Source organism: Sphingobacteriales bacterium, from assembly GCA_016700115.1.
GTDB lineage: Bacteria > Bacteroidota > Bacteroidia > Chitinophagales > UBA2359 > UBA2359.
This window is the reverse complement of the sequence record CP064999.1, coordinates 2,465,910-2,492,870: the sequence shown is the minus strand read 5'-3', so window position 1 is coordinate 2,492,870 and position 26,961 is coordinate 2,465,910. Positions and strand designations below refer to the sequence as shown.

Below are 26,961 nucleotides of genomic sequence, written 5' to 3'. Positions count from 1 at the left end.
TGTTAGTAAACTGGATTTGTTAATGTCAAATTAGGTATGAAAACAATGAAGTTGGTTTTAATGTTATTTCTTTACTGCCTTTGTTTCAATCTTCATTCTCAGAACAATCTGAAGTATTTTGAAAAGAAGTTTGGGTGGACATTTGTTCAATCGGCACAGAACATTATTGCGCTTGATACCGGATATGCTATTTCTGTTGGTTATTTTGTTTCTTCTGATTTATTTCATCATGCCCGGTTTTTGACAATAAGCGATATTGCCGAAGAAATAACATCTTTCGATTTAAATAATGCTTACTACTCTCTTTCAGATTTAATTAAAACACCCGATAATGGATATGCTTTAGTGGGTTTTAAATCCAATTGCGATACTTGTTTCGGTCCTTACCACACTTATTTACATTTACTTGATGAAAACGGAAACTCTATATCTCAATACAACATAGGGGCAAATGGTTTTGAAAGCGGAGGTGGTGTTATTTGTTATTCAGATATTGAATACAGTTATTATGTGGCAGGCAACTATATTCCCACCTTCATTACTCCCAATAGAGAAAAACTATACCTCACTAAAGTTACCACTGAAGGCGAAAAACTTTGGGAATACACCAATTGGATGTATCCTTATAACTGTTCGTTCCGCGCCGTGTTGCCCGCTCCTGATGGCGGGTGTTATGCGGCAGGGTATGTAAACGTACATGCCCCATCATTGGGAGACTTTTTGTTTCTAAAATTAAATGCTAATGGTATCTTAGATTGGGAAAAAGTTTACAGCTTCAATACGGGAAACGGCGGAGCCGCTGCATTAGGTCTGGCAGCCACAATTGATAATGGTTTTGTTCTTTGTGGTTCAAGCAATTATGGAAATGCGCGCCTCCTAAAAACAGATGTAATGGGAGATTCGATATGGAGTAGGGAGTACTTCCCTAATGAGCAAATAAGTAGTTTTTTAACTGTTACAGTATTGCCCGACAATGCCATTGTTTGCATCGGCAGCATTAAATCCTATGGTGTTTCTGGAACCGATATGCTCATAGCCAAAGTAGATTCTGTAGGAAATTTAATGTGGGTACGCAAATACGGAAGCCCTATGTATCACGATTATGGCTATGATTTCACCCCAGTTCCTCAGCCTTTAGGTGGCTTTGTCGTGGTAGGTAGGGCAGAAAATTCTACCAATGCCCTTGCCTACATTGTCAAAACCAACTGCATGGGCTTGCTCACTGTGCCACAGGCAGCATTTGCCATCTCCCAAGACCCCGATTTACCAAGCCATTTTTTGTTTACCAACCAAAGCCAATACACCTACCCCGACAGCATAGACGGCGGCTACTATGTTTTGAATTGGGGCGATGGCAGCCCGCCGTTCCTCTGTGGGCAGGGTTACGCCCCCTGCACCCAAGATACGCTCATCCACACCTACCAGACAGAGGGCATCTACGGCGTTACCCTGCAAGCCATCGTTTGCAACGACACCTCCACACAAATCCAATCCGTTTGTTTCGGCTTCGCTCCCAATCCGCAGGCAGAATTTAGTTACCAGGATTTCGGCGGTTCTATCATATTTACCAACCTAAGCCAAAACAGCTACACCGAGCAAGGCGGCTACTATGTTTGGGATTTTGGCGACGGCAGCCCGCCATCATCGGCAGAACACCCCACCCACGAATACGAAGAAAACGGCAGCTACACCGTTACCCTCACTCTCGTCGTTTGCGCCGATACTTCGGTTTACACGCAGGAGGTGGTTGTGCAGACGGTAGGCATTTCACCCCCCGGTTTATCACCCCCCGAACCCCTAAAGGGGGAGAAAACCATACATATTTACCCCAATCCCGCCCAAAACACCCTTACCTTTACCTTACCCGAAAGCTTAACTGAGGCTGTCTAAAAAGCCCCTCAAAAAGCAGTTCTCATAAATCAAAAAAAGTGATTTAAATATTTTTTTATGAGGGAAAGAAACTGTAACTTTAGGAATAAAAACAAGCGAAATGAAACCACAATTTAAAGCCATACCCGCCAATAAGTTAAGCCTGTTTCCTGAAAACATTTTTGACAAGATACCGGCAAACCATCCCGTTATGTTAGTAAATGAATTGGTGGATGGTTTGGATATAGACCACATAATCAAGCAATATAAAGGCGGAGGTACGACGAGTTATCATCCCCGCATGATGTTAAAAGTATTGTTCTACGCCTATTTAAACAATATTTATTCGTGTCGTAAAATCGAAAAAGCGTTACATGAAAACATTCATTTTATGTGGCTTTCGGGGAATAGCCTGCCGATTACAGAACCATCAATTATTTGCGGGGCAAAAGGCTGAAGGGGAGTATTCAGCAGTTGTTCGGGGATGTGGTTCGCATGTTACAGAAGTTGAAATATGTCAGCCTTGAAGTCCAATACATAGACGGTACGAAGATAGAATCGGCATCCAATCGTTATCGTTTTGTGTGGAAAGGGAGTGTAGAGAAAAACAAAGCGAAATTGGAAAAGAAAATACAGGCAATCTTGTCGGTAATAGAATCACAGATTAAAGAAGACCAATCGGAACCGGATGGGGAGGATACCTCCAAAGCCATTGACAGCAAAGAGCTAAAAGAAATGCTGTCAAAGTTGAACAGCGAAATAAAAGACAAAGACAAAACCATCCAAAAGCAGTTAAAAAGTTGGCAGAAGAACACCTGCCCAAATTGGAGCAATATGAGCAACAGTTGGAAACGCTTGGCGGGAGGAACAGCTACAGCAAGACAGATGAGGATGCTACCTTTATGCGCTTGAAAGATGACCACATGCAAAACGGTCAGCTGAAACCGGCTTACAATGCACAAATCAGTACCGAAGATCAGTTCATTACCCATTACAGCATCCACCAAACGCCTGGCGACACCACGACTTTAGAAAAGCACCTCGACGGTTTTGAACAACAATACGAAACCCAAAGCAAAGAAATATCAGCCGATGCAGGTTATGGAAGCGAAGAGAATTACGAAATGCTGGAAAACAAACAAATAGCCGCTTATGTGAAATACAATTATTTCCACCATGAGCAAAAAAGGCTCAAAAGAATAATCCATTTCTGGTTCAGAACTTATACTACAACAAACAGGAAGATTATTATGTATGTCCGATGGATAAAAGGATGGAGTTCGCCGGAAAAGGCAAACGGATAAGTTCCAATGGTTATGAATCAGAATTGCATTATTATGAAGCCAAACATTGTGAAGGGTGTCCGATGCGGGAAATGTGCCACAACTCACCCGGAAACAGAAGGATGGAAGTCAGCCATAATCTGAACCGGCACAGAGACAGAGCAAGAGAACTGCTTACTTCCCCAAAAGGGTTATACTACCGGAGCAAACGACCGGTAGAAGTAGAAGCAGCATTCGGACAAATGAAAAGCAACAACAAGTTCACAAGGTTCACATTAAGGGGGCTTGATAAGGTTGCTATTGAATTTGGGTTAATGGCAATAGGGCATAACTTGAGAAAATTGGCAAAGAAGAAGGGAAATGCACAAAAAAACGGTCAAAATCCCTCATATACCGACCAAAATCAAGCAATAGTACTCCACTTTATCATTTTTGATAGTGCATGGGACATAGCCGCTTAATTATCAGCTTAAATTAACCCACAATGTGGATGCTTTTTAGACAGCCTCCTGGGGGGTAACAGGGGATTTAGGGGTAACAGAAGGCAGCGTCATAGAAATAAAGCTCCTCACCCTCACCGGTCAAACCGTGCTTCAAACTACTCTTGGTGCAGGCGAAATCCATAAAACCATTTCAGTGGCGCATCTTCCGGTTGGGATGTATCTCTATGTGGTCGAGCAGGCGGGCAGTGTGTTGGCGCGGGGTAAGGTGGCGGTGGTGAGATAGTGAAAAACCAAAAGTGAAAAGTAAAAACCTGAAAGGTGGCGTGTTTAAATCCTTATAGGTTTGCCAAACCTATAAGGATTGGCATATACAGGCAATCATCAAAACAACTATATTTGTACGAACCAAATTGTAAAAAATTATGGATTCTCAAATCAACCGAACTTACCTCGATATCACCTCCGAAGAAGAAGCATTGGTAAGAGAAATTGCAGCGACCAATACCCTTGCTGCAATGGATGCGCGAGTAATTCTATATACAGCCTTCGGTGAAGAAATAATACTTGCCTTGCCTCAACTTCCTTCCATAATAGCCGAAAATATAGGAAACTGGAATGTACATTTTAAAAATAAAAATGATGTAAAAGACCCGAAGGTTATTGTATATCCCAATCCTACAACTGATATACTTTCTATTCAGTATTTTCCTGAAAAAAATATAGACTATAAGTTACAGATTTTTAATTCTCAGGGTAATCTACAAATGGAAAGTTCATTAAACAACAAAAAGTCCTTATTTACCTTAGATATTGGTAACTGGTCAAGCGGGCTATATTATTACCACATCAAAGGCAATAGCAATATGCCTATTGTTGGTAAATTTACAATTATCGGTAAATAGCGATTTTTTAAAGACCTTGCTTATAAATAAAGCAAGGTCTTTTTTCATTCCCTAAAGTTTAAATTTCATATCATGTGGAGACTTATAATTATATTGGCATGCACTTTTTTTTTTTTTACAACCAATTTGGGCACAGAATAAGTACTATGAAAAAAACATAAAAACATTGTTTACCCAAGCTGTAGGTGAGATTGAGTATTACGATGGGAACAAAGTTTTATTGGGTACAGGTTATTTAAAAGATGCTTACAGTTTTGAAAAAGTAAAATTGATTTTTACCAATGATCAAATAGAAGACACAATATCGTTCAATTTTGGTGAAGATTTAGGCGATTTTGTCCTTAAAGACTTAATCCAAACTCCAACTGGTTTCGCCATAAGTGGTCGGATGAACAATGGTGTAGTTAATCCGATTACTAACGAAACCCATGACACTCAATACTTGATGGAGGTGGATTTCGACGGAAATTTGCTCAATTTTTACAGCCTTCAACAGTTCCCATATCAAGGTGATGCGATATGTATGTATCATTATCCCGAAACCAATACCTATTATGTTGGAGGTGAGGCATTCGTAAGCACTGTTCCTACTCAAATATGGTTGCTGAAAATGACGGATGGCGAGGTGGTATGGCACAATAATTATGGCTCTTATCCATATCGTAATACCATATATAAACTACTTCCCGCTTCAGATGGTGGTGTATTTGCTTTTGCAGATGTAAATGTAAATACTGGTTTTTATTTAGGTAATTTTGCTATCTTAAAAATCAATTCTGACGGTCTAATCGAATGGAGTGAGACTTTTAGCGTTGGATTTGAAGACAGATTAACAGACGCTATATTTACAAACAATGAAGGTTTTTTACTTGCCGGGGCGAGCAATATACCAAATCCGATCAATAACAACAGGTTGTATGCAACTTTGTTACGATTGGATTCATCAAGAAATACAATTTGGAGTAAGCAGTTTTTTACTGATAGTTACAGGAGTGAAATAGTCAAATGTCATAAAATTGGAGAGGATTTTATTTGTATTGGCAATATAAAGAATATAGGTGTATTTTGGAAATCTTTCATTATGAAAGTACGAGGTAGTGATGGGGAACCTTTGTGGACTCGATTGTTTGATTATGGGATATCGCACGATTACTTTTATAATTTCACTCCTGTTCCTCAACCTTTAGGAGGCTATATTTGTGTGGGTCGTGCAGATACTATTGAAACAATTAATTCTGAACTTTGGTCTCTTGGTGGGGCTTACATCGTCAAAACCAACTGCATGGGTTTGCTCACCCTGCCGCAGGCAGCATTTACCATATCGCAAGACCCCAACCTGCCCGCCCGCTTCCTGTTCACCAACCAAAGCCAATACGCCTACCCCGACAGCATAGACGGCGGCTATTATGTTTTGAACTGGGGCGATGGCAGCCCGTCCTATATCTGCGGGCAAGGCTACGCCCCCTGCACTCAGGATACGCTCATCCACACCTACCAGACGGAGGGCATCTACGGCATTACCCTCCAAGCCATTGTTTGCAACGACACCTCCACACAAATCCAATCCGTTTGTTTCGGCTTCGCTCCCAATCCGCAGGCAGAATTTAGTTACCAGGATTTCGGCGGTGCTATCATCTTTACCAACCTAAGCCAAAACAGCTACCTTGCCCAAGGCGGCTACTATGTTTGGGATTTTGGCGACGGCAGCCCGCCATCATCGGCAGAACACCCCACGCACGAATACGAAGAAAACGGCAGCTACACCGTTACCCTCACCCTCGTTGTTTGTGGAGATACTTCGGTTTACACGCAGGAGGTGGTCGTGCAGACGGTAGGGAACACACCCCTGCCCCTCTCAAGAGGGGAATTTCCTGACATATTGCAAGTCTATCCAAATCCCGCCCAAAACACCCTAACCTTTGCCTTTACAGAAGGCTTAACTCCCCCTTCAGGGGGCTGGGGGGTAGAGGGGGATTTAGGGGTAAAACTCCTCTCCCTCACCGGTCAGTCCGTCCTCGAAACAAACTTTTCCGCAGGGGAAACTCACAAAACCATTTCGGTGGCACATTTGCCGGAGGGGGTATATGTTTATGTGGTTGAGAACGGTGGGGCTGTTTTGGCGCGGGGGAAGGTGGCGGTGGTGAGATAGTGAAAAGTGATAAACTAAAAGTGAAAAGTAAAAACCTGAAAGGTGGCGTGTTTAAATCCTTATAGGTTTGCCAAACCTATAAGGATTGGCATATACAGGCAATTATCAAAACAACTATATTTGTTCAAAGCAAATTGTAAAAAATTATGGATTCTCAAATCAACCGAACTTACCTCGATATTACCTCCGAAGAAGAAGCATTGGTAAGAGAAATTGCAGCGACCAATACCCTTGCCGCTATGGACGCTCGGGTAGCACTCTACATAGGCTATGGCGAGGAAATTTATATAAATTTGCCACAGTTTCCGCAAGTTATTGCCGAAAGCATCTCGCAGTTGCAATTGCAGTTTAAAAACCAACCCGATACCCATGTATGTAGCATCGTGCCTAACCCCGCCACTAATATCGTTTTGATAAACTACTCCCTACCTGATGAAGAACATGCAATATTTACGGTGTATGATATAAGCGGAAAAACCGTTTATAAACAGATGCTTCAGGAAAACGGAAGTTTCAGTATAGATATCAGTCAATGGGTAAGCGGTATGTATTACTGCCGTTTATTGGGCAGCCAACAAACAAATATCAGCCGTAAACTGATAGTTGCCAACAAATAGTTTTTCACCTCAAAGTCCCAGCATGTGTTTATGCAGGGACTTTGTTTTAAAAACAAAAGCATGTACAAATCAGCGTATCTTCTTATACTACTACTTTTCTACTATTCGGTTGCCAAGGCTCAGAATAAATACTACGAAAAAACAAAAAACTTTGGCGCATTAACCCAATCTGCCGGAGAAATACACATTTCAAACGACAGTATAATGGCAATATGGTGCGGCACACATCAAACTGTTAGTGCTAACGAAAAAACTTTTTTATTACTAACTGATATAAATCTTGATAATATTGAAAAAATAGACTATGGCTATGATGTTGGAGAGTTTGTTATTCTGTCAATGATTACGACCCCTTATGGATACGCTATTTGTGGGTGGACGACTGATTGGGATAGTAGCAATTATGGCTACCCCTACCTTCTAGAAGTAGATCATGAAGGCAACATACTGAACAATTACGATTTACGAGAATTTCCCTACGAAGGCAATGCCATTGCCTTACTCTACTACCCCGAAACCAATACCTACTATATAGGCGGGGATACATGGTATAGCGGTCCCAATACCCAAATGATGCTCATTAAGATGACCAACGGAGAAGTGGTTTGGCGCAGATATTATGATGATTATGACCACAGGAATTTTATTTGTGATTTACTTCCCACACCTGATGGTGGAGTGTACGCAGTCGGTACCATTGATTCTTGGAATGGATATTATTTCGGGAATTATTATTTAATGAAAATTGCACCAGATGGCACTACCGAGTGGGACAATGTATATAGTATTGGATTTGAAGACCTATGTACAGATGCGCTTCTTTTGAGTGATGGTGGTTTTTTGATATCGGGAGGTAGCAATATTCCTAATCCTATAAACAACAATAAATTATATCCCACTCTTTTAAGATTAGATACAGCCAGAAATGTAGTGTGGGATAAATTATATTTCCCTAATGCAGAAGAAGGAGGTATATTAAAATGCTACCAAATAAGTGAACATTTTGTATGTGTTGGAAGTATTAAAAGCGAGGGAAGTGATTATATACAAGCCTTCATCATGAAAGTTCGCGGTAGCGATGGAGAACCATTATGGACACGGTTTTATGATTATGGGGTACAGCATGATTATTTCTACAATTTCACCCCCGTTCCGCAACCGTTGGGCGGTTTTGTGTGTGTAGGTCGCACAGAACCTGCATCAGGTGCCGATGTCTATATAGTCAAAACCAACTGCATGGGCTTGCTAACTATGCCGGAAGCTGCATTTACCACAGAGCAAGACCCCGATGTACCAAGCCGTTTTCAGTTTACCAACCAAAGCCAATACACCTATCCCGACAGCATAGACGGCGGCTACTATGTTTTGAATTGGGGCGATGGCAGCCCGCCATTTATTTGCGGACAGGGCCACTCTCCCTGCATTCAGGATACGCTCATCCACACCTACCAGACAGAGGGCATCTACGGCATTACCCTCCAAGCCATCGTTTGCAACGACACCTCCACACAAATCCAATCCATTTGTTTCGGCTTCGCTCCCAATCCGCAGGCAGAATTTAGTTACCAGGATTTCGGCGGTGCTATCATCTTTACCAACCTAAGCCAAAACGCCTACATCGGGCAAGGCGGCTACTATCTCTGGGATTTTGGCGACGGCAGCCCGCCATCATCGGCAGAACACCCCACCCACGAATACGAAGAAAACGGCAGCTACACCGTTACCCTCACCCTCGTTGTTTGTGGAGATACTTCGGTTTACACGCAGGAGGTGGTCGTGCAGACGGTAGGGAACACACCCCTGCCCCTCTCAAGAGGGGAATTTCCTGACATATTGCAAGTCTATCCAAATCCCGCCCAAAACACCCTAACCTTTGCCTTTACAGAAGGCTTAACTCCCCCTTCAGGGGGCTGGGGGGTAGAGGGGGATTTAGGGGTAACAGAAGGCAGCGACATAGCAATAAAACTCCTCTCCCTCACCGGTCAAACCGTCCTCGAAACAACCTTTACCGCAGGGGAAACGAGTAAAACCGTATCAGTGGCACATCTGCCGGAGGGGGTGTATGTTTATGTGGTTGAGTACGGCGGTGCTGTTTTGGTGCGGGGGAAGGTGGCGGTGATGAGATAGTGAAAAGTGAAAAACTAAAAGTGAAAAGTAAAAAACCTGAAAGGCGGGGTGTTTAAAAACCTCATGGTTTTGGCAAAACCATGAGGTTTGGTAAATCGCAATGGCAAACGAAGGCGACAACAGGCACACCTTATGGGGTAGTGTCCGCATTTCGGAAAAGTGTCTTATTTCAGGAGTTGACTCTCACACTCACCAAACCTTAAGCTGAAGATAAGCTCTTTTCAATTTTTTTTAAACATTTGATTAAAACGTTTGAATAAATCAAGGTTTTGTTTTTACATTTGTGCCCGTAAACTGAAAAATTTATATGGAAGAGAAAAATGCAAAAAAAGAATTAGACACCACCACTGAGGCAAAAATAAAAGCTGCGGCACGGACTGTCTTTCACAAAAAAGGATTTGCGGCCACAAGAACAAGAGACATTGCAGAAGAAGCAGGAATAAACTTAGCCCTGCTGAATTATTATTTCCGCAGCAAAGAAAAGTTGTTTGAGCAAATCATGTTTGAAACCATATTCGGGTTTATGCAGAATATGGCACTCACTTTTAACGACGAAAGCACTACACTTGAAAGGAAGGTAGAGTTAATCGCAGATAAATATATTGATCTGATTACTAAAGAACCTGAGATTCCACTATTCATAATGAGCGAAGTTCGAAGGGATGAAACGGGCTTTTTTGAAAAACTTCCTATCTGGCAAATGATATTAAACTCTGTTTTCATCAAGCAATATCAATTAGCCGTTCATGAAAATAAAGTTGCAGAACCCAATCCATTACATTTTATAATGAATATTTTAGGCATGGTCGTTTTCCCATTTGTAGCAAGTCCGATGTTGAAAAAAATTGGCAACTTAAACGATAAACAATTTAATTCAATGATGCAGGAACGAAAAAAACGGATACCAATATGGGCTAAAGCCATTTTAGAGGCCCGATAATTTTTTGTTCAGACATTAAACAAATGATTTAAACAAAATAGCAACCCTCATGATTAACAAAACAATCTCAATAATTACATTAATCAGTTGTCTAACGACTATCACCTATTCCCAAAACAGCTCAATGACAATTGACAGTTGTTTTTTATGGGCAAAACAAAACTACCCTTTGACGAAGCAGTATTCGCTAATTGAAAAATCTAAGGAGTATTCAATTGACAATGCCAACAAGGTTTTATTGCCTCAATTCAGCATCAATGGTCAGGCAACTTATCAATCGAATGTAACAGAAATTCCAATTGTGTTGCCCAATGTGAATATTGAGCCGTTAAGCAACGACCAATACAAATTATATGGAGAGGTGTCTCAATCCATTACCGATTTATTTATTGTAAAAGATAATAAAGAATTTATAGCTGCCAACATACAAATTGAAGAACAAAAAATAGACGTAGAGTTATACAAACTTCGCGAACGCATTAACAATTTGTTTTTCGGCATTTTGTTGATTGATGCGCAAATTCAGCAAACCGTCTTGTTGAAAAGAGATTTACAAAACGGGATTGATAAAACAAACATAGCCATTACGAACGGTATTGCTTTAAAAAGTGCTGCCGATAACTTAAAAGCCGAATTGCTTAAAGCCAATCAGCGCACCATTGAGTTAAAATCAAACCGCAAAGGATATCTGGACATGCTTTCCCTTTTTATTGGTAAACCAATCAATGACAGTACAATATTGGTGAAACCACAACCGCAAATAGTTTCTAACTCTATCAACCGGCCGGAATTAAAACTTTACGACTTGCAGAAAAAAACGTTTGACTACCAAAGCAAACTGATTGCAGATAAAAATCTTCCGCGTTTGAGTTTGTTTTTTCAGGGTGGATTGGGAAGGCCTGCCCTGAATATGTTGAGCAACGATGTGAGAGGTTACTATATCGGTGGAATTCGTTTGATTTGGGGTTTCACAGGATTTTACACCTATAATAATGAGAAGAAAATGATAGCACTCAATCAAAACGGGCTGGACTTACAACGGGATATTTTTCTGTTTAACACCAATCTGACCATGCAACAACAAAATTCTGAGATCACGAAAGTTCAGGAACTTTTAATATCAGACCACGAAATTATCTCTCTGAGAGAAAACATCAAAAACGTTACCAAAAACCAGTTGGAGTTCGGAACAGCAACTACTAATGATTATCTGACTGCGGTAAATGCTCAAGACCAGGCACAGCAGCATTTGATTTTGCATCAGTTACAACTATTATTGGCTCAATATAACTATCAAACTACCACCGGAAATTAGTTTAAAAGCTCTAAATCAAACATAGCAATGCATAAAATCACAGCGGTAATCATCTTAACAAGCCTCGTTTTTCTTTCAGCTTGCACTTCTAACAATCATTCTTTTGATGCTTCAGGATCATTTGAAGCAGTGGAAACCATCATTTCTTCAGAAGCAACGGGAATCATCAAAGAATTTAAAATTGAAGAAGGGCAGGTTTTAAAAGCAGGCGATAATATTGGGTATATTGATACCACCCAACTTTACCTCAGGAAAAAGCAGTTGAAGGCTCAGGTTAAGTCTTTGAATAACCGGTTGCCAGACATACCACAACAAACTCAATATTTTGATGCACAAGCAGCCACCGCCCAAACCCAGTTACAGGCTGCTTTAAATGAACGGAAGCGCTACGAAAATCTGGTGAAAGAGGACGCTGCAACCCAAAAACAGTTAGATGACATCAACAGTCAAATAGATGTTCTGAAAAAGCAGATTGAAGCGCTACAATCACAGAAAAGTGCCCAACAATCAGCATTGAACACCAATTCTATGGGATTACAAGGTGATAGATTACCCTTGCAGGTTCAGATTGAGCAATTAGACGATCAAATATCTAAATCAAAAATAATTAACCCAATTGACGGAACTGTTTTAAGCAAGTATGCGGAACAAAACGAAATGACCTCAACGGGTAAACCACTTTACAAAATTGCCGACCTGTCCACTATTATTCTTCGTGCTTATATCAGTGGTGATCAATTGCCACAGGCAAAACTCAATCAGAAAGTGAAAGTACTAACTGATGATGGGAATGGTGGTTTCAAAGAAGGAGAAGGAACCATTATCTGGATAAATGATAAAGCAGAGTTCACTCCTAAAACCATTCAGACAAAAAACGAAAGAGCTAACATGGTTTATGCAATTAAAGTAAAAATGACCAATGACGGCACTTACAAAATCGGCATGTATGGAGAAATTGAATTCAATGAAGAAATAGCAGTTGATAATATTCAAGGAAAATAAATTGTGAATAGTATAAAAACTGCTCTGTAATAATAATTTTTCACGCTCAATCATCAATTGCCGCTTAATCAAATGGATGTACAGTTAAACAACATAATAAAAACCTACAATAAAGGCAGTATAAAAGCGGTGAATGATGTTTCGTTTGAGGTGAAGCAAGGCGAGTTGTTTGGGTTAATTGGTCCTGACGGAGCAGGTAAAACAAGTATTTTCCGCATACTCACTACCCTGCTTCTGCCCGATAGCGGCTCTGCAAGAGTAACTGGTTGTGATGTGGTGAAAGATTATAAGCAAATACGCAAACAGGTCGGTTATATGCCCGGGCGGTTTTCATTGTATCAGGATTTAACGGTAAAAGAAAATCTCAACTTTTTTGCTACTGTATTCAATACATCTATAGAAGCTAACTACGATTTAGTGAAAGACATTTATGTGCAGATAGAACCGTTTAAACATCGCAGGGCAGGAAAACTATCAGGTGGGATGAAACAAAAACTTGCTTTGTGTTGTGCGCTAATTCACCGTCCAAGGGTTTTGTTTTTAGATGAACCCACAACAGGAGTGGATACCGTTTCCCGCAAAGAATTTTGGGAAATGTTAAAACGATTAAAACAGCAGGGCATCACTATTCTGGTTTCTACCCCTTACATGGATGAAGCAACATTGTGCGAACGCATAGCCTTAATACAAGGAGGGAAAATTATGAGTATTGATACTCCGCAAAATATCATCCACAAATTTTCTGAAAAACTTTTTGCAATCCGTGCCAGTAACATGAGCAAGTTGTTGAACGACCTGCGAAAGATTGAACTCATTAAAAGCTGTTTTGCCTTTGGCGAATTTCATCATATTACTTTCCAGAACGGCAGTAATGAACAAACACATAAGGATTTAATGAACCAATTACAGCTTTGTGGGAATCAAGAAGTGCTGTTGAAAGAAATTATGCCATCCATTGAAGATTGCTTTATAAAACTAATGAACTAAATGACAAACGAAGCGGTAATAAAAACCGACAAACTCGCCAAGCGTTTTGGCGACTTCATTGCTGCCAATGAAATCACTTTTGAAGTTTACTCCGGTGAAATCTTTGGTTTCCTTGGTGCAAACGGAGCAGGTAAGACAACAGCCATGAAAATGTTGTGCGGACTTTCAACCCCTTCATCAGGCAATGCCACCATTGCCGGATTCGACATCTACAAACATACTGAAAGCATTAAGAAAAACATAGGATACATGAGTCAGAAATTTTCACTCTATGAAGATTTAACCGTGAGTGAAAACATCAATTTTTTTGGAGGTATTTACGGATTGAGTGATAAAGACCTCCATCAAAAAAGCGAAGCCCTCATTTCAACGTTGGGAATGAAAGACATGAAAAAAAAATTAGTGGGTTCTTTGCCTTTAGGCTGGAAACAAAAACTGTCTTTCTCGGTCGCCATTCTGCACGAACCAAAAATTGTTTTTTTGGATGAACCCACCGGAGGCGTTGACCCTGTAACCCGAAGGCAATTTTGGGATTTGATTTATGCAGCAGCCGACAGAGGCATTACAATTTTCGTTACGACTCACTATATGGACGAGGCAGAATATTGCAACCGCGTTACCATGATGGTTGATGGAGTAATTAAGGCGTTGGATACCCCCACAAAATTGAAACAGCAATTCTATGCAGCAACAATGGATGAGGTGTTTTACGAATTGGCAAGAGGAGCAAAACGCAAAGCAGATTAAACGATGAAACAGTTTTTCACCTTCATACGCAAAGAGTTTTATCATGTTTTCCGTGACCCGAAAACCTTGTTGCTGCTATTTGGAATGCCGGTAGTTCAGATTTTACTATTTGGTTTCGCACTGACAAACGAAATTAAAAATTCCGGAATCGTGGTATGTGATTATGCAAACGATGCAGCTTCACACCGCATTATTGACCAATTGGAGGTAAATAATAATTTTGAAATACAGGACAAAATATTGAGCCATCTGGAAATTGAAGAGGCTTTCAAAAAAGGAAAAATAAAATTGGCGATCATATTTCCGACTAACTTTTACAATGATTTACTCCATTTGAATAAAGCTCAGGTTCAAATCATCGCCGATGCTACAGACCCCAATACTGCCGGTACTCTGACTAACTATGCAACCAATATCATCATGGAATACCAGCATGAATTGATGCAGGGTAATTCAGCACCACTTCAAATCAATACAGAGGTAAGAATGATTTACAACCCTGAATTAAAAGGTGTTTTTAATTTCGTTCCGGGGGTTATGGCCTTGGTACTGTTGTTGGTTTGTGTGTTAATGACCTCCGTTTCTATAGTTAGAGAAAAAGAAACAGGAACGATGGAGGTACTGTTGGTTTCTCCATTCAATCCCATTCTTGTAGTTATCAGTAAAGCCGTTCCTTATTTCTTTTTGTCAGTTATAAACCTCACTGTCATCTTATTGTTGAGCACAACTCTCATGGGAATGCCAATCAATGGCAGTATTCCCCTACTCTATTTTGAAAGTTCGTTGCTTATACTTTGTGCCTTGTCTTTGGGCTTGCTTGTATCTAATTCAACAGATAGTCAGCAAACCGCCATGCTTTTTTCCTTAATGGGTATGTTACTTCCAACTATGATTTTCACCGGCTTTATGTTTCCGTTGGAAAATATGCCTAAGCCCTTACAAATTATTTCAAATATTGTGCCTTCCAAATGGTATTACATTATTATCAAATCAGTAATGATTAAAGGTCTCGGATTTTCGTATATCTGGAAAGAGACACTAATTCTTTTAGGAATGACTTTGGTTTTGCTCACAGTCAGTATCACAAAGTTTAAAATCAGACTTTAGTCGTCGAAAAACTATGAACAGGGAAATCCGGTAACAGATTTAAACATAATAAGTCAATTCCAACCAAATAACTTTCAACCTTTATTGCTCAACATTTGACATATATGCGAACCCTAAAATTTCTCCTCCAAAAAGAGTTCCGCCAAATTTTTCGCAATCCCATGATTTTGCGAATGATTATTGCTTTGCCTTTAATTCAGTTGCTTATTATACCTTTGGCTGCAGACTTTGAAATAAAGAATATCAATATTTCAATTGTTGACCACGACCACAGCACTTACTCAAGACAACTCGCCAATAAAATTTTTGCATCCGGTTATTTCAAACTGAACGATTACAGCAGTTCGTTCAATCAATCGTTCTATGAATTTCAAAAAGACAGATCCGATGTTGTGTTGGAAATTCCCAAAAACTTTGAGAAAGATCTTATACGAGAGAACAAAGCTAATCTGTTTATTGCCGTAAACGCCATCAATGGAACAAAAGCATCAGTAGGCAGCACTTATTTAGGAAGAATTATTTCCAATTTCAATGCCGACATCCAAACCGAGTGGATAATGCCCCAACGAAACAGCATTTCACCAAGTATTGAAATAGCAACACTCAACCGGTTCAATCCTTTTCTCAATTATCCCTTCTTTATGGTACCCGGTATTTTGGTCTTACTGGTTTCAATGGTCGGTACATATATGTGCTCACTCAACATAGTAAAAGAAAAAGAAGTCGGCACGATAGAGCAAATCAATGTAACACCCATTAAAAAACATGTTTTCATTTTAGGCAAACTGATACCTTTTTGGATAATCGGCAATATCGTTTTTTCATTAGGTTTGTTTGTCATTGCAATCCCTGTTTACAAAATTATTCCGGTTGGTTCTTACTTCCTGATATATGGCTTCCTTTCTGTTTACTTAATTGCATTGCTGGGTATAGGTTTATTGATTTCCACTTATAGCAATACACAACAACAAGCCATGTCGCTTGCATTTTTCTGCATGATGATTTTTATGCTGATGAGTGGTTTATTTACCTCCGTAAACAGTATGCCCGAATGGGCAAAATGGATTGCCTATGCAAATCCGGTAACTTACTTCATTGATGTAATGCGGATGGTAATGTTGAAAGGAAGCAGTTTTGGCGACATTAAAAGCCATTTGTTTATAATAACAGGAATGGCCGTTTTCTTTAACACCTGGGCAATACTTAATTATAAGAAAACAACTTAAATAAATCCGGGTTAAAATCGGAAACAATATCCGGTATAAAAAGACAATATCACTGACCCTAATTTTCTGTCAACGCTTCTTCAAGGTTTGTGATATTTATGTCTATATGAGAATCATCATACACAACCTCTCCATTTTTGATCAACAAGAGTTGAGGGGATTCATGATATACGTTAAACACTTCTGCAATTTTATTGGAAACACTGCGGTGTGCAATCAAATCTAAAAAAAACATTTGAACCTGATTTTCATGAAAAATCCAATGCCTTTCCAATTTGCTTTTGGCCATATCGGATGTAGAACAACGGGTACTATGTTTAAAAATAGCACAAGGAATTATATGTGACTGTTCAATAATTGTATCTATATCAGCCTCTGAATGTATAAAATGCCAACGAAGCGTTTTGTTTTTTTCGGTATTCATTTGCTTTAAAAATGTCATTTCTTTTAAACTAAGAATCAGGAAACAATAATAACTCCAATTGGTTCATTGATTTATGTAAAGCAAATAAACTGAAACACTTGACGTTTTGCAATACATTTGATTGTTCTGCAAACTTTAGCCGGGTTTATTAGGTTGATAATCTGCCGGATCTCATAACCTATAAGTGGTTTTAAAATATGCTATCTTTGCACAAAACTTGACTACTCCAATCTATTTTTCAACCATTTTCCACCTTAAATCTACTTTTACATGAACAGAGATTATAAAGAATCTTTGAATTTACACGAACAGTTACGCGGTAAAATTGAAGTTGTTCCAAAAATAGAAGTCAATAATACCCATGATTTGTCCTTAGTATATTCACCCGGAGTTGCAGGGCCTTGTTTAGAAATTGCTGAAAATCCTGAAGAAGTTTGGCGATATACAATTAAAGGCAATACAGTAGCAATTGTTACAGACGGTTCTGCTGTCTTGGGATTGGGTAATATCGGGGCTTTGGCTGCACTGCCGGTGATGGAAGGGAAGGCCATGTTGTTTAAAAAATTTGCCGGTATCAATGCCTTTCCCATTTGTCTTGACACCCAAATTGTTGATGAAATTGTTCAAACCATTCGTTTGATAGCTCCTTCTTTCGGAGGCATTAATTTGGAAGATATATCCGCACCACGATGTTTTGAAGTAGAAGAAAAACTGCAAGACTTAGGAATCCCTGTATTTCACGATGACCAGCATGGAACTGCCGTGGTTGCACTGGCAGGAATCATCAATGCCTGTAAAGTTTTAGGCAAACAAATCAAAGACCTGAAAGTAGTCATTAATGGATCGGGGGCAGCAGGTGTGGCAATTGCCCGTTTATTGCGTTGCATCCGAAATGATTCGGAAACATGTATTCCTGTTAAAAGTGTGTTGATGTGCGACTCTAAAGGGATTATCCACAGTAAACGGACTGACCTGAACAAAGTAAAACAGGAAGTGCTTCGCTATACCAATAAACTTAACCAACAGGGAACACTTTTTGATGCTTTGAAAGGAGCGGATGTCTTTATCGGAGTAAGTGTAGAAAACTTGCTGACTGCCGATCATATAGCTACAATGGCAAAAGATGCCATCGTGTTTGCAATGGCCAATCCCATACCCGAAATTATGCCCGATGAAGCTTTCCGTGGTGGGGCAGCAATTGTTGGAACGGGAAGAAGCGATTTCCCAAACCAGATAAACAATGTACTTGGGTTTCCGGGAATTTTTAAAGGCGCACTGAATGTACGTGCTCGGGTAATTACTCCAAGAATGAAACTTGCTGCGGCTTATGCAATTGCTTCTTGTGTATCCAATCCAACCCGGGAACAAATTATTCCTTCGGCATTGGACGATCATGTAGTTATGGCCGTTACAAAAGCCGTTGAAGCAGCAACTCTGGAACCCAGTGTCTGTGAATAAATTTTGATTGCCGTTTTTATAAATTAAGCGAGGCCGGCAGTTTTCAACAAAGGTTCGATGGTTGCTTTTAACCGGGTATCCGGTGTTGTGGGCTTTGATTTATATAGCTCAATTGCCTGAATGTAATGTTTATCAACTTCTGATTGATTGAAGTTAAGTTCCTTTTTCATTGCCCACAATGTGTATTGAAGGCTGATGGAAAAATCATCAGATAGCCCATCTATATTACCCATGCTTTCAATTTGGGTGATGATTTCACGCTGCTTTGAAATATCCGAGGATAAAATTTCAAACTGAAGTTGCATTTTTATCAGTTTTGACACATTTTCCAAATCAGTCTGTATGGCAATTTGTAAAACCTCCAGCGATTTGTCAATCAATTGCATGGCTTCATTCAGATATTGTTTTTTGGAGTCAAAAGGCAGATTGTTTGCTTTTATCAACCGGTAAATATATCTGCTCTTTTCTGCAAGCCAATAGGCATATTCATACAATTGCTGCTTTTCCCCGGATACTGCAATCGCATCATTAATGTATTCAAAAGCTTTTTCGATATTACCTTCTTGTTCATAGACAAAAGACAGCCAACCCTTGTCTATGCTAATGCCCATCGTGTCATTAATAATTTTAGCGTTTTCTATACACTTGTAAAGTCCTTCTTTACCCTCTGCATAATTACCAAGGTTAATATGCACCCTTGCCAAGCCACCTTCAGCAATATTGATCAATTGTTTGCGTCCCAATCTTTTGGCAAGTTCAAGTCCCTTTGTAAAATTAACGCTCGCTTCTTCGTAGCGCCCGCAAAGGTCATACATAGCTGCCAGATTTATCAAAAGATGAGAGAGCGAATCAATATCTCCGGAATCCTGAGACAGTTGAATGCCTTCTAAAAAAATAGGTTCTGCTTTATCAACGTCTCCTAAAGTAGTATAGACACTTGCAAGACTGATATGATTGCTGAGACGATGCGTTTTAAGACCGCTAATCTGAATAATGTCTGATACCTTATGATAATACGTCAAGGCTTTTTGCATTTCTCCTTTAAAAAAATAGACATTACCTAAGTTTCCTGCCACACCGATAGACAGGGTATAGTCATTCAATTGTTCAGCAATTTCTTCAGCCTTGGCGAGATGTTCCAAAGCTTCATCAAAAAACCTGCTCAGGTTGTAGTTGACACCTAAAGTATAATAAGCATATCCCAGTTTTTGCAAATCGTTAAGTTGAATGGCAATCTCCAACTCCTGTTTACCTATTTCAACGGCTTCTGACGAATGTCCGATCATTGAGAAAAAATTGGCAATATTGTGCATCAACTGAATGACGGCATAGGGGGAATAGTTATCCTGCTGAATTATTCGCAGCGATTCTGTATAGGTTTCTACAACACTATACCCTTCTTCTTCTAAGGTTGACCAAATTTTTAGCAGATCAATGAATTGTTGATTATCATAAAGCAGATTAAACACATCGGGCATTGCCATTAATGTATGAAGTCGTTTGGTATTTCCGCTGTATTCAAACAACCAGGCAAGCTCTTTGATTCTTCTTGTTTGTTCTTCGTTGTCAAAAGTCTGATCAACCTTGTTTGGTTCAGAAATCAAAGCCAGATATTGCAGGCGGTTGGACAAAACCTTTTGTTCAAAATAGGCAGCTAACTCCTGAGTAAAGTTTGAGCGTTTTTTTTCATCCTGATGATACCTGTGTTCGACAGCTCTTCTAAGATAAACATGAAAGAAAGAGATTAACCCGTTTTTTCTCAACAGGTGATAATCAAAAGCCGATATGATCGCAGAAAGACTCACTCTGGATATTTTACACAATTCGGCAATTTCATCCTCCGTCAGTCCAAAACGGGAAACCCAAAGGAACGATAAAACAAAGTTGACGGTATCGGGATGAAAAGAGTGTTCCAATCGTTCCAGAACATGTTGAAAAAGTTCGTCAGTATTTGTACTGCTCAACAGGGTTTTGATCACATCACTAAGGCTTTCATGTTGACCGTGCAGTCTAAGTTCTTCCAATAATATTCTCAAAAACAAAGGAGTTGAAGTTTTGCTGTCAGAAGCAATTTGTTTGATTAATTCAGCCGGTAAAGATTTGCTGTATTCTGACAAATAGCGAACTGTCAAAGCTTCTCTTTCTCTTTCGGTCAGGGGTTGAACCTTTAAAATTTCGCTTTCCTTTTTTTGCCACTTTTCAACAGCTTCATCAATATTGGTTGAAACAATCAATTTGATGTTTGCAGGTAAAATCTCCGGCATCCAGTTCAAACTTTGAGAACTTTGAGTCAATTGGTCAATACTGTCAATTACCAAAATCGCCGGTGTATCTTTCAGGTAACCTAACCACTTTGGAACCGATGCTTCCACCTGGTTTGATTGATTTGGGATTTTTGCCTCCACACCGGTCAAAGCTTTAATTTCGTGTAATAAGTGCAGAATTACATCAACGTGATCATTAGATTTTGCACCCATCCCTACATAATGTTCAAAAACAAACACCCCGGGATTTCTTTTTTTGAACATGTCTATCCAAAAAGCCAGTAAAGCCGATTTCCCGGCACCGGAATTTGCATAAACCATTAATTTATCAGAATCAGATGAATTGGCAAATTCATTGAGTGATTTGATATACTGCATGTTGGGAATATATGAACGGCGACGACTTTCGGCAAACGATCGATGATAAGCTCGAATACGGTCGAGTTCGGTTTCCTGTTGGGCATCGGGGAAATCGCGGGCTATGAGTGCTAAAAAGTCGTCGTAAACCATCTTGCCAAATTCTTCGGCATTGGCATATTCCTGAACGGCAATACCTTTTTGCAATATGACATTCCGTAAATCATCAATGCGGGGAGTGTCTTCGTTGGCTTGAGCTGTTTTTTTGAAATAAAACAACGGTTGAGGTTTCAATCCCTCCCCTGCTCCTACCGTATATTTCCCTTGCTCATCAAGTCCGCCATAGCGAAACTCCATTTCGGTAATTGACAATTCGTCAAAAATGGCTTCTTCCATCCAGGGGTAATCATTCAGCAGATAAGCGTCTTTGCTGATTTCTATGTAGTCGGGAATATACCCGTAACGCCCTCCCAGAAATCCGATGAAATAAGGGCGGCACCGGTCTATTTCTTCCATACAAGTGCGCACAATCCTACCCAATACGGCTTCTTCGTCGGTTATTCCCCAACGCAAATCTACCTCTGTAACGGTGATGCCTTTGGCACGGCAAATTGCTTTTATTTCGGGAAATATCTTTTTCATCAATACCTCGCGTTCGTAGTTCAAATCGCGAAAAGTAGAGGAAAGGAACACGCGAACATCTGTTTTTGACATAGTTTATAAATTCACCTGATTTCATTAAAAAATTTCAGAACTAATAACCGGGTAAAAGTTAAATTTAAAAGCAGTACCCTTTCAATAACCTCAAACAAATGACCATTTCAGGCTATATCAAAACTGGCAGGAAAATGTTCGGGCAACATCGTTGTTTCGGCTATTGTTTCTCCAATCTTTGCGAGTTCGTAACGACATTCGATGTAATCCATCTTTCTGAAATTATAGACCTCTTTTGCAGAATAGTTTAACCCAAACCGGCTTAGAGATTCTTGTTCCAAACGAACATTGTACCTCAGATAGTGAAGGGCAGGGTTTGGAGTAAGCAGGTCATCATTCAAATCTCCCATTTCTCCATCAATTTCTAATGGTATTGGAGAATTTGACAAATATTGCAAAATGATTTGATTGAGCTTGTTGGCATCATTTAAAAGATATTGGGCAGGTCTTTAAAAATGCCGAAAACTTTCCGGTCATACGCTTTTTTAACATCGCGTTTTGTAGAAAACATTCCCGTGCCAACTGATACTAAAAGTAAATTCTCGCTACCCGTTGGCCAATGAAATGGAAATCCCTGAAGTGTGGCAATCAAAAAAAGTAAAAAAGCAGGGTTGTTATACATACTCATCCCTCCGTCAATAAAAACGGCCGGTTCGTTGTTACCAACCTGTATGATTTCGGGTCTAAAATATCCCGGTGCTGCGGTACTGGCTCTGACCACCTGCCAAAGGGGGATATCTTTGTTGAAAGGATAAAATTTTCCGTTGGGATGGTTAATAATTGGCCAGGTACTTTGAGTATCGGCCCTTTTGGTTACAATACATAAACCCGTTTTAATTCTACTATCACCAATGGTAATATCGGTAAACGCATCTTTAAGCGTTTTTTCCAAAGGCTGATAATCGTATTGTTGACCGCGCCACATAAATTTCCAATCACCCGGATTGTTAAGTTTTCTTTTTACCCCAAATATAAAATTACCTACTTCGAGATAATATCGTTTAATTTCAGCAGCGGTAAACCCTAAAGACAAAGTTGAAGCGATGATAGCACCCGTACTGGTCCCACCAATAAAATCGAAATATTCACATAAACGCAAATCAGGTTTATCGTAACGTTGGCGCAACATTTTTTCTAATTTTTCTATAAATCCAACTGCCAAAGCGCCTCTTATTCCTCCTCCGTCAATGGCTAAGATTCTTTTCGGCCCCGGCTTGATTAAACGTTGTAACAGTTGTTCCATTTTTATTAATGGTTAGTGTTTAATTGTTAATGATAAAATGGTCAATTGTGAATAGTCAAATAATGTCTAAAATCTTTTGTCTTTTGCCTTTTGCATATTGCCTTTTGCCTTTTGCCTATTGTCTTTTGTCTTTTGCCCATTGCCTTTGCCTATTGCTTATTGCCTTTTGCCTTTTGCCTTCCTAATAACAAAGCATCATCCTTTCGGCATATCCAATGGTTTTTCGCGATTTAGCATTACCCAGTCTCCATTTTCTATCAAAGTTTCTTTTCCCAATTCAAAAATGACGAGTTGTGCTTCTTCATATTTCTCTGCGGCCAAATACTCCTTCATAAGCAAACTAGCCCGGTCATAAAGTTGACTCATAAACTCATACCGCTTTGAATGTTGTTTAAAAGCCCTTTTATCGCCATAAGTCTCTGTCATTACGGCAAAGAAAGGAAACAACAACATGATTGTGATATACCAATGAGCGGGGTATTTAATAAACCCAAACAACATGGCGCAAACGTTGGCAAAAGTCAAAAGCACTCCGACAATAAAAAAGAACATCATCCATTTTTCAGTACTGTGGTATAGCTTTTCATTTTTTAAGGCAGATTTGCGGTAATATATGCGTTGGTCTTCTATCCAGTTTTTGTAAACAATAGCAAAATCTTTAGGATCCGGATCATTTTGCCAGGTATTCAGACTTTCAATTTTTTGCAAACTTGCCCTAATCCAGTTCAGCACATTTTTTTGTTTGCGCATATAAAAATGACTAACCGATTGAGAAATTCCGGCCAACTGCCAGAATATCATAACCCTGCATCCTTCAGCCAAAGCCCGGTAGTCCAAATACCTGCTCTCAAACTGTTTTTTCTTGCTATGACTGAAAAGCAGGAGTGCTGAAAACAATCCTCCCAAATATAAAACCAACAATATCGCTTCACTGTAAAACAGGTGTGCATAAATATCACAAATCAACAACGATATAAACATGATGGCAAACAAGCGGTTAAACAGGTTTTTTACCTTAGCTCCATACTTTTGAGCCAGAGTATCGGCAACTGCGAAATTGGTAAGGAGATTGCTCAAATCTGCATTTAACTCGTTTTCTTCTTTTACACTAAACAAATATCTCCTGTTTTGTTCTAATGCCGGTTCCCGGTTTATGAACAACCGTTTTGATTCTCTGTTAAAACGATCTAAAAACCTGAGCTCATCTAACAAGTCCACGATTTTTGAATGACTACCACTTAATTTGGTGACAGAAAATGCGGGCATTGTCAACACTGTGCTTTTTTTTCGTGGTGTACTGATATGATAGACGATTCCCGAAGTTTCAGTTTGGAAAAAATCTGTGCCTGATTTTCTGAACTCGGGAGGAACAAAACCTTCCAACATCATTTGCACCGTTTTGGCAGTTCCCGCAAGATAGTCGTTGTTTTCACCGTTCCAAAAGGCTACTAAAACATCACAATGCTTAACTACATAAAGGGCTGCCGAAAAATAAGCCAATTCCCGGTCAGATAGCGGATTGGTGTTCAATTGGGTGGCAGGTACTGCCTGCTCAACTATAAACCTCTTATCGCATTGGTCGAGGGCTTTCAAAAAGTCTGACTTTTCCTCTTCTGTTTCAAAATCGTTTAAATAATCATCAACCGGCAACGGTAAAGGAGCAATCACCGGAATTTGCATAGATAATGCAATATTGGCTGCCAGCAAATCGGCACCGGATGCCAAAGAACTCATTACCGTTATCGGAGAATCAGGATAAGAGGTTTTGAGTTGTTGAATATAGCTGCTAAAGGCTTCTGTTAATGCTGTCAAATCTTTAGGAAACAAATCCCTATGCCCCGTAATGCCAATTATAACAGGTATCGGAGCTATCTTAAAAGTGTCGTTCATGCATCAAAGGTGGAGCGGTTTAATCCCTGCTTTTTATGGTGTTTATAAAATTCGGGAGTTAAGATAGATAAAAAACCCATTTCCTTTCACCTTGCATAGTCTGGGTGAAAAAATTAGTCCTTAATTTATCATGCAGACCTCGCTAAACGCTTATTATGACCTTACAACTGTTAAGAGGAAATTATGGAAAGCGCTAAATTTTAGACATGAGTTATTTTCAATTTCATATCCTTCCGAATCTCCTTGCGATTGTTTTATTATGAGGCTTTTTTTAAAAACCCAGCCTTTGGTTAAATTTTACAGTTTTGCTGTCTATTTTTTGGTAACCAGAATTTTATCAATTCGCTGGCCATCTTTGTCTAAAATTTCAAGTTCATAGTTGCCTATGTAAAATTTATCTCCGATATCGGGCAAAGTATTTGAGTTGTAAATAATTAACCCAGCCACAGTAGAATACTTGGAATGATAGTCTTCAGGCAGTTCGATGCCGAAAAATTTTGTAAAGTCAATTATTGAATACTGGCCGTCAACAAACCAACTGTTTTCTGCTCTTTTTGTGATTTCGTATTCGTCCTGATCAAGTTCTGTAACATCTCCAACCAGGGCATCCACCACATCATCCATCGTTACAATTCCAACCGTAGTTCCGTATTCATCCACTACAATGGCATAATGCATTTTTTCTTTTTTAAAAAGTTCCAGCACTTTATAGGCGTAGATGCTTTCATTCAGATAAATAGGCTTTTTCAAATAATCGGTAATGTCAAATTCTTTATCAGTGGTAGGGGTAAATAAATCCTTTAACAACACAATACCAATAATATCGTCCAGATTATTGGTTTTGCAGACCGGATAGGCGGAATGTTTTTCCTTGTTAATTTTTTGTTTGATTTCCTCCCATGAATCTTGAATGGTAAAGTAAACCAATTCGCTTTTGTGAGTTAACAAGGAGCTGACTCTCCGATCGCCTAATTCAAAAACGCGCTCTACTATATTATGTTCTATGTCCTGAATTTCACCTCCTTCAGCACTTTCCTTGATAATAGATTTAATTTCTTCTTCCGACACCTTACTCTCACTGGTCTTCCTGATTCCCATAATACTCAGTAAAATATCATTTGTAAAGGTTAACAGCCAAACAAAAGGAGCAGTAATCAGCGAAAGGATGGTCATGGGTTTAGCCAAAAAAATGGCAATCGGCTCCGGAAATGTCATTCCTATTCGCTTTGGCAACAATTCGCCTAAAACAATGGATAAAAAAGTTACAAAAACAACAACTATTCCGGTTGCTATGGGTGAAGCATAGTTTTGAATGGCTTCAAACCGGGATAAAAATTCTGCAACATCGCCGGTCAGGTTTTCACCGCTATAAACCCCCAACAGAATTCCGATTAACGTAATGCCAATCTGAACAGTTGATAAAAACCGTGAAGGATTCTCAGTTAAATCCAGCGCAGTTTTAGCTCCTGTACTGCCCTTTCTTTTTGCATTTTCCAATTTAAACTTGCGGGAAGAAACTAAAGACATCTCTGACATAGAGAATACTCCGTTCAAAAGGACAAGTGCTAAAATGATGATGATTTCCATAATATTTCCGGCTTAAGATGCTGTTTTTTATTTAGCTTCAACAATTGCAATGGTGATTTAGGCTTTTACTTAATTAACCTGTTTAATGCTCAAAAATACTGGTATAAATGTATCTTTTGTCCTTTTTAAAAGATATTTTAAGAAGTGAAATTGGCAGCAGCTTGTCAAATAAAAATGCCTGATGAAACAAAATTACTTTTACAGAATAAATTCAACAAAAAAATGCGGTTATGGAACTTGAATAAATTACCATTAGATTCCTTTAAGTATGAATTTGTTATTACTATCTTTTTGTTGCCTACATAAAAAG

Annotated in this window: 20 protein-coding genes and 1 pseudogene; 15 read left to right on the top strand and 6 right to left on the bottom strand. The window is 39.4% G+C overall.

All coding sequences use genetic code 11. From position 1 onward, the window contains the following. The first annotated feature begins 45 nt into the window (after window positions 1–45). The 14 genes and pseudogenes from IPM47_08900 (at window position 46) to IPM47_08835 (ending at window position 16,714) form a co-directional block, all read left to right on the top strand. Window positions 46–1,890, top strand: a complete 1,845-nt coding sequence (locus IPM47_08900) for a PKD domain-containing protein (GenBank protein ID QQS31019.1) — start codon at window positions 46–48, stop codon at window positions 1,888–1,890. Window positions 1,891–1,990: 100 nt separating this feature from the next. After that, window positions 1,991–3,493 (top strand): annotated as a pseudogene (locus IPM47_08895) (IS1182 family transposase). 211 nt (window positions 3,494–3,704) lie between these two features. Beyond that, on the top strand, window positions 3,705–3,878 hold the full coding sequence (locus IPM47_08890; protein ID QQS31429.1) for a T9SS type A sorting domain-containing protein: 174 nt from the start codon (window positions 3,705–3,707) through the stop codon (window positions 3,876–3,878). Between the two features lie 139 nt (window positions 3,879–4,017). Beyond that, window positions 4,018–4,497 (top strand): T9SS type A sorting domain-containing protein, encoded by a 480-nt coding sequence (locus tag IPM47_08885; protein QQS31018.1) that lies wholly within the window; start codon window positions 4,018–4,020, stop codon window positions 4,495–4,497. A gap of 166 nt (window positions 4,498–4,663) precedes the next feature. Then, window positions 4,664–6,646, top strand: coding sequence for a PKD domain-containing protein (locus tag IPM47_08880; protein ID QQS31017.1), 1,983 nt, complete (start codon window positions 4,664–4,666; stop codon window positions 6,644–6,646). Window positions 6,647–6,792: 146 nt separating this feature from the next. Then, window positions 6,793–7,263 carry a T9SS type A sorting domain-containing protein gene (locus tag IPM47_08875; GenBank protein ID QQS31016.1) on the top strand — a complete coding sequence of 157 codons (471 nt, stop codon included), beginning with the start codon at window positions 6,793–6,795 and terminating at the stop codon, window positions 7,261–7,263. 30 nt (window positions 7,264–7,293) lie between these two features. Beyond that, window positions 7,294–9,390: a PKD domain-containing protein gene (locus IPM47_08870; protein ID QQS31015.1), complete on the top strand. Its 2,097-nt coding sequence runs from the start codon at window positions 7,294–7,296 to the stop codon at window positions 9,388–9,390. 307 nt (window positions 9,391–9,697) lie between these two features. Continuing rightward, window positions 9,698–10,330 (top strand): TetR/AcrR family transcriptional regulator, encoded by a 633-nt coding sequence (locus IPM47_08865; GenBank protein QQS31014.1) that lies wholly within the window; start codon window positions 9,698–9,700, stop codon window positions 10,328–10,330. Between the two features lie 49 nt (window positions 10,331–10,379). Continuing rightward, complete coding sequence (locus IPM47_08860) at window positions 10,380–11,645, top strand: TolC family protein (GenBank protein QQS31013.1); 1,266 nt, start codon at window positions 10,380–10,382, stop codon at window positions 11,643–11,645. A 27-nt stretch (window positions 11,646–11,672) separates the two neighbouring features. Next, window positions 11,673–12,647 carry an HlyD family efflux transporter periplasmic adaptor subunit gene (locus tag IPM47_08855; protein ID QQS31012.1) on the top strand — a complete coding sequence of 325 codons (975 nt, stop codon included), beginning with the start codon at window positions 11,673–11,675 and terminating at the stop codon, window positions 12,645–12,647. A 72-nt stretch (window positions 12,648–12,719) separates the two neighbouring features. Then, window positions 12,720–13,634 (top strand): ABC transporter ATP-binding protein, encoded by a 915-nt coding sequence (locus tag IPM47_08850; protein ID QQS31011.1) that lies wholly within the window; start codon window positions 12,720–12,722, stop codon window positions 13,632–13,634. Continuing rightward, window positions 13,635–14,381, top strand: coding sequence for an ABC transporter ATP-binding protein (locus IPM47_08845; protein QQS31010.1), 747 nt, complete (start codon window positions 13,635–13,637; stop codon window positions 14,379–14,381). A gap of 3 nt (window positions 14,382–14,384) precedes the next feature. Next, a complete protein-coding gene (locus IPM47_08840) occupies window positions 14,385–15,488 on the top strand; it encodes an ABC transporter permease (protein QQS31009.1) in 1,104 nt (367 codons plus the stop codon). A 104-nt stretch (window positions 15,489–15,592) separates the two neighbouring features. Beyond that, entirely contained in the window at window positions 15,593–16,714 is a 1,122-nt protein-coding gene (locus IPM47_08835) for an ABC transporter permease (protein ID QQS31008.1), read from the top strand. Between the two features lie 58 nt (window positions 16,715–16,772). On the opposite strand, the gene ytxJ is transcribed toward IPM47_08835, so the two are convergent. Continuing rightward, on the bottom strand, window positions 16,773–17,156 hold the full coding sequence (gene ytxJ, locus IPM47_08830; GenBank protein ID QQS31007.1) for a bacillithiol system redox-active protein YtxJ: 384 nt from the start codon (window positions 17,154–17,156) through the stop codon (window positions 16,773–16,775). Between the two features lie 252 nt (window positions 17,157–17,408). On the opposite strand from ytxJ, the gene IPM47_08825 reads away from it, so the two are divergent. After that, window positions 17,409–18,596, top strand: a complete 1,188-nt coding sequence (locus IPM47_08825; GenBank protein QQS31006.1) for an NADP-dependent malic enzyme — start codon at window positions 17,409–17,411, stop codon at window positions 18,594–18,596. A 23-nt stretch (window positions 18,597–18,619) separates the two neighbouring features. Here IPM47_08825 and IPM47_08820 read toward each other — a convergent pair whose 3' ends face one another. The 5 genes from IPM47_08820 to IPM47_08800 form a co-directional block, all read right to left on the bottom strand. Next, the gene (locus IPM47_08820; protein QQS31005.1) at window positions 18,620–21,931 is read right to left on the bottom strand and encodes a tetratricopeptide repeat protein; all 3,312 of its coding nucleotides are present in this window, start codon (window positions 21,929–21,931) and stop codon (window positions 18,620–18,622) included. Window positions 21,932–22,038: 107 nt separating this feature from the next. Then, complete coding sequence (locus IPM47_08815; protein ID QQS31004.1) at window positions 22,039–22,320, bottom strand: hypothetical protein; 282 nt, start codon at window positions 22,318–22,320, stop codon at window positions 22,039–22,041. Window positions 22,321–22,358: 38 nt separating this feature from the next. Beyond that, the gene (locus IPM47_08810; GenBank protein ID QQS31003.1) at window positions 22,359–23,174 is read right to left on the bottom strand and encodes a patatin-like phospholipase family protein; all 816 of its coding nucleotides are present in this window, start codon (window positions 23,172–23,174) and stop codon (window positions 22,359–22,361) included. Between the two features lie 195 nt (window positions 23,175–23,369). Next, a complete protein-coding gene (locus tag IPM47_08805) occupies window positions 23,370–25,064 on the bottom strand; it encodes a hypothetical protein (GenBank protein QQS31002.1) in 1,695 nt (564 codons plus the stop codon). 312 nt (window positions 25,065–25,376) lie between these two features. Further along, window positions 25,377–26,651: an HlyC/CorC family transporter gene (locus IPM47_08800; protein QQS31001.1), complete on the bottom strand. Its 1,275-nt coding sequence runs from the start codon at window positions 26,649–26,651 to the stop codon at window positions 25,377–25,379. Window positions 26,652–26,961: the final 310 nt, after the last annotated feature.